General features: G+C 65.4%; 3 protein-coding genes and 1 rRNA gene. All 4 read right to left on the bottom strand.

All coding sequences use genetic code 11. The annotated features are described in order from the left end of the window. Nucleotides 1-200: ribosomal RNA gene (locus tag HOP52_RS13520) — 16S ribosomal RNA — on the bottom strand; the annotation flags it as partial. A 685-nt stretch (nt 201-885) separates the two neighbouring features. After that, a complete protein-coding gene (gene prpD / locus HOP52_RS13515) occupies nt 886-2370 on the bottom strand; it encodes a 2-methylcitrate dehydratase (protein ID WP_238977918.1) in 1485 nt (494 codons plus the stop codon). A 112-nt stretch (nt 2371-2482) separates the two neighbouring features. Continuing rightward, nucleotides 2483-3673, bottom strand: a complete 1191-nt coding sequence (gene prpF / locus HOP52_RS13510; RefSeq protein ID WP_238977917.1) for a 2-methylaconitate cis-trans isomerase PrpF — start codon at nt 3671-3673, stop codon at nt 2483-2485. A 258-nt stretch (nt 3674-3931) separates the two neighbouring features. Then, the gene (gene acnD, locus HOP52_RS13505) at nt 3932-6559 is read right to left on the bottom strand and encodes a Fe/S-dependent 2-methylisocitrate dehydratase AcnD (RefSeq protein ID WP_238977916.1); all 2628 of its coding nucleotides are present in this window, start codon (nt 6557-6559) and stop codon (nt 3932-3934) included. Nucleotides 6560-6622: the final 63 nt, after the last annotated feature.

The following is a 6622-nucleotide window of genomic DNA, read 5'->3' as shown; positions in this document are numbered from 1 at the left end:
CCTGCTTTCTCCCGTAGGACGTATGCGGTATTAGCCTGGGTTTCCCCAGGTTATCCCCCACTACCGGGCAGATTCCTATGCATTACTCACCCGTCCGCCGCTCGACGCCTGGAAGCAAGCTCCCATCGTTTCCGCTCGACTTGCATGTGTTAGGCCTGCCGCCAGCGTTCAATCTGAGCCATGATCAAACTCTTCAGTTTAAGATCATATAGTTCTTACCCTCCCGAGGGAGGAAGCGAACCAAACTTGGCTCAAGGTTCAAACGTTCTCAAAAAGACCCGAAGGTCCTTGACGAGTCGCTTGCCTTGATAATGGTGTGACTTCTCACCACCTCATCGACAAGCGCCCACATGAATTACCTGATCGATTGTTAAAGAGCGGCTCCCAACTCTCTTCACATCTCTCATGAAGAGCGGAGCGTCTCGCTTGCTGTCGTGGCGACTGACTCTGTCAGCGGCCTCGCCAGCGCCCTGCGAGGAAGGCGTATTCTACTGATTCGCTTCGCTGTGTCAAGCCCTGTCAAGCGTCTTGCCTGCCCTGCGACCTGACCCGCGAGACCGCCGAAGCGGCTGCGATTCGAGTGGTGCGTATTCTACCGAATCCGCCGTGGCCGTCAAGCTGAATTTTTGCGAAGCGATCCGAAAAATCCAAAGAACAACAACCAGTTACCACTCTCTCCACCGCCTGCAACGTTGCCCGTCGCCGGCAGCGGATGCGTACTTTACGGTTTATCGCGCAGGCATGCAACCCCTCCGCGTCGAAAAAATATAGACCACTTACGGCCAGTGCGCCATGAAAATCGGCAAGGCACCACGGCGGCCCCCGCACGGTCCGGGCGGCTTCTTCGCCGGAGGCTGCCAGGCTGACCACGGCCAGCCTGGCAAGTCAGATCACGAAGAGGTCAACGAAGCGGTTGACCGGGGTGCTCTCCAGGCGCGCCTGATCCTTGCACAGGGCGAAGATGTGCTCGCAGCGTCCCCCGGGGAATCGAGTCGCGAGGTTGCGGCGGAACTTCTCTTCCAGCACAGGAATCCCCTCGGCACGGCGGCGACGATGGCCGATCGGATACTCGACCTCAACCTTGTCGGTGGATGAGCCGTCCTTGAAGAACACCTGGATGGCATTGGCGATGGAGCGCTTCTCGGGGTCGTGGTAGTCACGGGAGTAGCGCGCTTCCTCGACCACTTCCATCCTGTCGCGCAGCGCATCGATGATCGGGTTGGCCGCGTGGAACTCATCCTCGTAGTGCTCGGCCGTCAGGCTGCCGAAGGCGAGCGGCACGGCCGTCATGTACTGCAGGCAGTGGTCGCGGTCGGCGGGATTGGCGAGCGGCCCGGACTTGGAGATGATGCGAATCGCCGAGTCGTGGGTGGTCAGCACGATCCTGTCGATCTCCTCAAGGCGGTCTTTGACCTGGGGGTGCAGGGTAACGGCGGCCTCGCAGGCGGTCTGGGCATGGAACTCCGCGGGGAAGGAGATCTTGAACAGGATGTGCTCCATCACATAGGTGCCGAACTCGCGCTGAAAGGAGAACTTGCGCTCCGCTTCCGGCTTGAGCGCCTGATCCTTGTTGGTCTTGGAGAAGAGCACGTCATAGAAGCCCCACTGGGGCGCAGTGAGGGCCCCGGGGATTCCCATCTCACCGCGCAGGGCGATATCGGCCAGGCGCACGCCCCGGGAGGTGGCATCCCCCGCCGCCCAGCTCTTGCGTGAGCCGGCGTTGGGCGCGTGGCGGTAGGTCCGCAGGCTCTGGCCATCGACCCAGGCGTGGGAGAGCGCCGACAGCAGCTGCTCGCGACTGGCCCCCATCATCCTGGCAGCCACGGCGGTGGAGGCCACCTTGACCAGCACCACATGGTCGAGGCCGACCCGGTTGAAGGCGTTGTCCAGCGCCAGCACGCCCTGGACCTCATGGGCGCGGATCATCGCCTCGAGCACGTCGCGCATGACCAGCGGCGCCTCCCCCTGGGCCACACGCTTCTGGGAGAGGTGGTCGGCCACCGCCAGAATGGCCCCCAGGTTGTCGGAGGGGTGGCCCCACTCGGCGGCGAGCCAGGTGTCGTTGTAGTCGAGCCAGCGCACGATGCAGCCGATGTCCCAGGCGGCCTTGGCCGGATCGAGGCGAAAGGAGGTGCCGGGCACTCGGGCGCCATGGGGCACCATGGTGCCCTCCACCAGCGGCCCCAGATGCTTGGTGCACTCCGGAAAGCGCAGCGCCAGCAGGCCACAGCCCAGGGTATCCATCAGGCAGTTGCGCGCCGTGTCCAGCGCCTCGCTGCTGTCGATCTCGAAATCGAGGACATAGTCGGCAATCTTCTGCAGCTCGGCGTCATAGTCCGGGCGCACATTGGCTTCCACGGTGCTGCTCATGATGTCCTCCTGTCACTGTTGCGGATGGCTATCCTCCCCTCACTATAGAAAACGCCCCGAGTCCTGCGACTACGCAGCGACCCGGGGCGCGCTTTTGCTCGATCCGCTCGGCTTAGAAGCTATCGCCGGGGATGCGTACCCAGCCCTCCATGAGAACGCGAGCGCTGCGGCTCATCACCGCCTGATCGATCACCCAGCGGCCGTCTTCAAGGCTCGCTTCGGCGCCCACTCGCAGGGTCCCGGAGGGGTGGCCGAAGGTGACGGCGTTACGCTTGCCGCCCCCGGCGGCCAGGTTGACCAGGGTGCCCTCGATGGCCGCCGCCGAGGCGATCGCCACCGCCGCGGTACCCATCATGGCGTGATGCAACTTGCCCATGGAGAGCGCCCGCACCAGCAGGTCGACCTCCGCTTCCGTCACTTCCTTGCCACTAGAGGCGACGTAGCGGGTCGGCGGCGCCACGAAGGCCACCTTGGGGGTGTGCTGGCGACTGGCCGCCTCACCGAGGTCCTGGATCAGGCCCATCTTCAGGGCGCCGTGGGCACGCAGGGTCTCGAAGCGCGAAAGCGCCGCGGGATCGCCGTTGATCGCCTCCTGCAGTTCGGTGCCGGTGTAGCCGAGATCGGCGGCGTTGACGAAGATGGTCGGAATGCCGGCGTTGATCAGGGTGGCCTTGATCGTCCCGCCCTCCACCACCTCAGCCGGCACCTCCAGGTCATCGACCAGGTTACCGGTGGGGAAGATGGCGCCTTCGCCATCGGCCGGGTCCTTGAACGCCACCGGCACCTCGGCCGCCGGGAAGGTCACGCCGTCCAGCTCGAAGTCGCCGGTCTCCTGCACCTGGCCATTGGTGATCGGCACCTGGGAAACGATGGTCTTGGCGATGTTGGCCTGCCAGATGCGCACTTCCACCACGCCGTTTTCCGGAACCCGCGCCGGGTCCACCAGGCCGTTGGCGATGGCGAAGGGGCCCACGGCGGCGGAGAGGTTGCCGCAGTTGCCGCTCCAGTCGACGAACGCCTTGTCGATGGAGACCTGGCCGAACAGGTAGTCCACGTCGTGATCGGGGCTCTCGCTTTTCGACAGGATCACCGTCTTGCTGGTGCTCGAGGTAGCGCCGCCCATGCCGTCGATCTGCTTCTGGTAGGGGTCGGGGCTGCCGATCACCCGCATCAGCAGCCGGTCGCGGGCCTCGCCGGGGGCCTGAGCGGCCTCGGGCAGGTCGGTGAGCTTGAAGAAGACGCCCTTGCTGGTCCCGCCACGCATATAGGTGGCGGGAATGCGAATCTGGGGAACATGTGCCATGAAAGAAGACTCCGGAGGAAAAGCTGCCGCGCTCGGAGGCGCGGCAAGGAAGGGATAGTGCAGCAGCCCATCGCGAGAGGCGCCGGGGACAGGTCAGAGAGGGGGTCCTACGCCAGGGATGGCGTCGGTAGCGCCCAGGGAAGGGTTCACAGCGCCCCCTCGAAGACCTGTCGCCGAAGCAGCCTCGAGCGACTCGGCTCACTGCAGTAGCCTTGCGACAAGCGGTGGAGCCGATGGCCCCACCGCGGCCTCATGGCCTCAGCTAACCGCTTCGGCCGAGGACTCCAGGAAGTCCTTGGCGAAGCGCTGCAGCACGCCGCCGGCGGAGTAGACCGTCACTTCCTCGGCGGTATCCAGGCGGCAGGTCACCGGCACCCGGTCGACCTCGCCGGTCTGGCGATGGATCACCAGCTCGAGCTTGGCGCCCGGCGAGGCCGCGCCCTCCACGTCATAGGTCTCGGTGCCGTCGAGCTGCAGGGTGTGGCGGGTGGTGCCCTCCTCGAACTGCAGCGGCATCACCCCCATGCCGATCAGGTTGGTGCGGTGGATGCGCTCGAAGCCCTCGGCGACGATCGCCTCGACCCCGGCCAGCGCCACGCCCTTGGCCGCCCAGTCGCGAGAGGAGCCCTGGCCGTAGTCGGCACCGGCGATGATGATCAGCGGCTGCTTGCGCTCCATGTAGGTCTCGATGGCCTCCCACATGCGGGTGACCTCGCCTTCCGGCTCGATGCGCGCCAGCGACCCCTGCTTCACCTCGCCGTTCTCGTCCCGCACCATCTCGTTGAAGAGCTTGGGGTTGGCCAGGGTCGCGCGCAGGGCGGTGAGGTGGTCGCCGCGGTGGGTGGCGTAGGAATTGAAGTCCTCCTCCGGCAGGCCCATCTTGTGCAGGTACTCCCCCGCCGCACTGTCCATCATGATGGCATTGGACGGTGAGAGGTGGTCGGTGGTGATGTTGTCCGGCAGGATCGCCAGCGGCCGCATGTTCTTCAGCGCCCGCACGGCCGCCATGTTGCCTTCCCAGTAGGGCGGGCGACGGATATAGGTGCTCTGGGGGCGCCAGTCGTAGAGCGGGCTCTTGGCCTCTTCCACGGCACCCAGGTCGAACATCGGGATATAGACCTGCTTGAACTGTTCCGGCTTGACGAACTCGCCGACGATGGCGTCGATCTCCTCGTCGGAGGGCCAGAGGTCCTTGAGGGTCACCGGGTTGCCGTTCTGATCGGTGCCCAGCACGTCTTTTTCGATGTCGAAGCGCACCGTGCCGGCAATGGCGTAGGCCACCACCAGCGCCGGCGAGGCCAGGAAGGCCTGCTTGGCGTAGGGGTGAATGCGGCCATCGAAGTTGCGGTTGCCGGAGAGCACCGCGGTGGCGTAGAGATCGCGGTCGATGATCTCCTGCTGGATCTCGGGGTCCAGGGCGCCGGACATGCCGTTACAGGTGGTGCAGGCGTAGGCAACGATGCCGAAGCCGAGCTTCTCCAGTTCGGGCAGCAGGCCGGCCTCCTCCAGGTAGAGACGAGCCACCTTGGAGCCAGGCGCAAAGGAGGACTTCACCCAGGGCTTGCGAACCAGGCCGAGCTCGTTGGCCTTCTTGGCCAGCAGGGCGGCGCCCACCACGTTGCGCGGGTTGGAGGTATTGGTGCAGCTGGTGATGGCGGCGATGATCACCGCGCCGTCGGGCATCTTGCCCGCCTTCTCCTCCGCCTGGGCCTTGTCGCTGTCCTTGTAAGAGCCCACGGCGATGCCGCGCTCGACAAGGGCGCTGGTGGGCAGGCGGCGATGCGGGTTGGAGGGCCCGGCCAGGTTGCGCTCAACGCTGGACAGATCGAAGGTCAGCACCCGCTCGTACTGGGCATTGGCCAGGCTGTCGGCCCACAGACCGGTCTGCTTGGCGTAGGTCTCGACCAGCTCGACCTGCTCCGGCTCGCGGCCGGTGAGCGTCAGGTAGTCGATGGTCTGCTCATCGATGTAGAACATCGCCGCGGAAGCGCCATACTCCGGCGTCATGTTGGAGATGGTGGCGCGGTCGCCGATGGTCAGGCTCTTGACCCCCTCGCCGAAGAACTCCAGATAGGCGCCGACCACCCGCTCACGGCGCAAAAACTCGGTGATCGCCAGCACGATATCGGTGGCGGTGATGCCGGGCTTCGGCTTGCCGGTGAGCTCCACGCCGACGATGTCGGGCAGGCGCATCATGGAGGGGCGACCCAGCATCACGGTCTCGGCCTCGAGGCCGCCCACGCCGATGGCGATCACGCCCAGGCAGTCGATATGCGGGGTGTGGCTGTCGGTGCCCACGCAGGTATCGGGGTAGGCGACACCGTCGCGCGCCTGCACCACCGGGGACATCTTCTCCAGGTTGATCTGGTGCATGATGCCGTTACCGGCGGGGATCACGTCGACGTTCTTGAAGGCGGTCTTGGTCCACTCGATGAAGTGGAAGCGGTCCTCGTTGCGGCGATCCTCGATGGCGCGGTTCTTGTCGAAGGCGTCCGGATCGAAGCCGGCGTGCTCCACGGCCAGGGAGTGGTCGACGATCAGCTGAGTCGGCACCACCGGATTGACCTTGGCCGGGTCGCCACCCTGCTCGGCGATGGCGTCGCGCAGGCCGGCCAGATCGACGAGTGCGGTCTGGCCGAGGATGTCATGGCACACCACCCGCGCCGGGTACCAGGGGAAGTCCAGGTCGCGGCGGCGCTCGATCAGCTGCTTGAGCGAGTCGGTGAGCATGTCCGGCTCGCAGCGGCGCACCAGCTGCTCGGCCAGTACCCGGGAGGTGTAGGGAAGGGTGTCATAGGCACCGGGCTGGATCTCCTCGACGGCCGCACGCACGTCGAAGTAGTCCAGCTCGGTGCCGGGAAGCGGTTTACGGTAATCGGTATTCATGGCGTGAGGGGTCTCTTGCAGGCGTCGGGGCGAGGATGTGTGAGGCCGGACGGCCCCGCGGGA

The sequence above is a fragment of the Billgrantia campisalis genome (assembly GCF_022341425.1).
GTDB lineage: Bacteria > Pseudomonadota > Gammaproteobacteria > Pseudomonadales > Halomonadaceae > Halomonas > Halomonas campisalis.
Note: the sequence above shows the minus strand (reverse complement) of the source record. Positions and strands in the feature narration are given on the sequence as shown.